General features: G+C 74.9%; 2 protein-coding genes. Both read left to right on the forward strand.

Features of this window, described 5'->3' with window-relative positions:
• Positions 1-382, forward strand: a 382-nt coding sequence (locus tag HGA02_RS19335) for a DUF2599 domain-containing protein (RefSeq protein WP_168681018.1), incomplete at its 5' end; no start/stop codon positions are given.
• Positions 383-439: 57 nt separating this feature from the next.
• Positions 440-1,372, forward strand: a complete 933-nt coding sequence (locus tag HGA02_RS19340; RefSeq protein ID WP_168681020.1) for an aldo/keto reductase — start codon at positions 440-442, stop codon at positions 1,370-1,372.
• The last annotated feature ends 33 nt before the right edge of the window (positions 1,373-1,405 follow it).

The raw sequence follows: 1,405 nt of genomic DNA on the forward strand, positions 1-1,405 counted from the left end.
CGCCGGGGTGCCGGTGGCCGGCGTGTCGGGTGGGGCGGCGGTGGCCGTCGCGCCGGACCTCGTGCGGGTGGACGGCGCCGCGGGGTCCGACCTGTGGCTCGCGTCCTCGACGGTCGCGGCGCTCTCCTGGGGCGACCGGGAGGGCGGCGAGTCGCTCGGCGTCACACCCACGGCGTGGGCGCGCGCGTCGGGCCTGGCCGCGCAGGACCTCACGTGGGCGCAGCTCGTCGCGCAGGAGCCGCGCGCCGACGCCCCGACGATGCACGACCAGCTGCTCTGCCACATGCTCGGCGCACCCGACAAGGCGCAGTGGAACCTCGAGCCGTGGCGGCCCGACGTGGACGCGTTCACGATGATCGCCGCGCGCTGCAACCCCGAGTAGCACCGGGACCCGTCCAGGGCTTGCGTTCGAGCGCGCTCGAAGCGGAACGGTGTCGTCATGACCGATCTGCGACTGGCACTGGGCACCATCCCCCTCGGCACGACGGTGGACGAGCAGGACTCGTTCGCGATCCTCGACCGGTTCGTCGAGCTCGGCGGGACCCGGCTCGACACGGCCGACAACTACCCGTTCTGGCAGGACGGCTGCACGGGCGACGAGAGCGAGGCGACCATCGGCCGCTGGCTCGCCTCGCGTGGCAACCGCGACGCCGTCGTGCTCTCGACGAAGGTCGGCGCGCGTCCGCGCACGCCGGGCGACCGGACGCTCGACGACGTCGAGGGCCTGTCCGCCGCCGCGATCCGTGCGGCCGTCGAGGGGTCCTTGAAGCGCCTCGGCACCGACCGCGTCGACGTGTACTGGGCCCACGTCGAGGACCGCGCGGTCCCCCTGGAGGAGACGGTCGGCGCGTTCGGGGCGCTCGTCGCCGACGGCACCGTCGGGGTCCTCGGCGCGAGCAACCACGCCACCTGGCGCCTCGAGCGCGCGCGACGCACCGCACGCGACCTGGGCGTCGCGCCGTTCACGCAGGTGCAGCTCCGGCACACCTACCTGCAGCCGCGGCCGGGCGTCCGGCTGCCCGAGGGCGGGCACACGCTCGCGACCCCGGAGACCTTCGACTACCTCGCCGCCGAGGGCGACCTCACGCTCTGGGCCTACAACACGCTGATGTTCGGGGCGTACACGCGACCCGACAAGCCGATGCAGGAGCTGTTCGAGCACCCCGGCACGACCGCGCGGCTCGCCGTCCTGCACGAGGTCGCGGGCGAGCTCGGGGTCTCGGCGAACCAGGTCGTGATCGCGTGGCTCGTCGCGCACGGCGTCGTGCCGATCGTCGGTGCGACGCGCGTCGAGCAGGTCGAGGAGGCCGTCGCGGGCGCGCGTCTGACCCTCGACGACGACCTCCTCGCCCGTCTGGACGCCCCGGCCTGACCGTCCGCCCGGCCGGGACGCGCGCCCGCGGAC

It is taken from the genome of Cellulomonas septica (assembly GCF_012396155.1).
Lineage (GTDB): Bacteria > Actinomycetota > Actinomycetes > Actinomycetales > Cellulomonadaceae > Cellulomonas > Cellulomonas septica.

Bases quoted from the DNA above. Each gene is read 5' to 3' on its own strand.
- HGA02_RS19340 (WP_168681020.1), top strand. From the start codon at position 440: ATGACCGATCTGCGACTGGCACTGGGCACCATCCCCCTCGGCACGACG.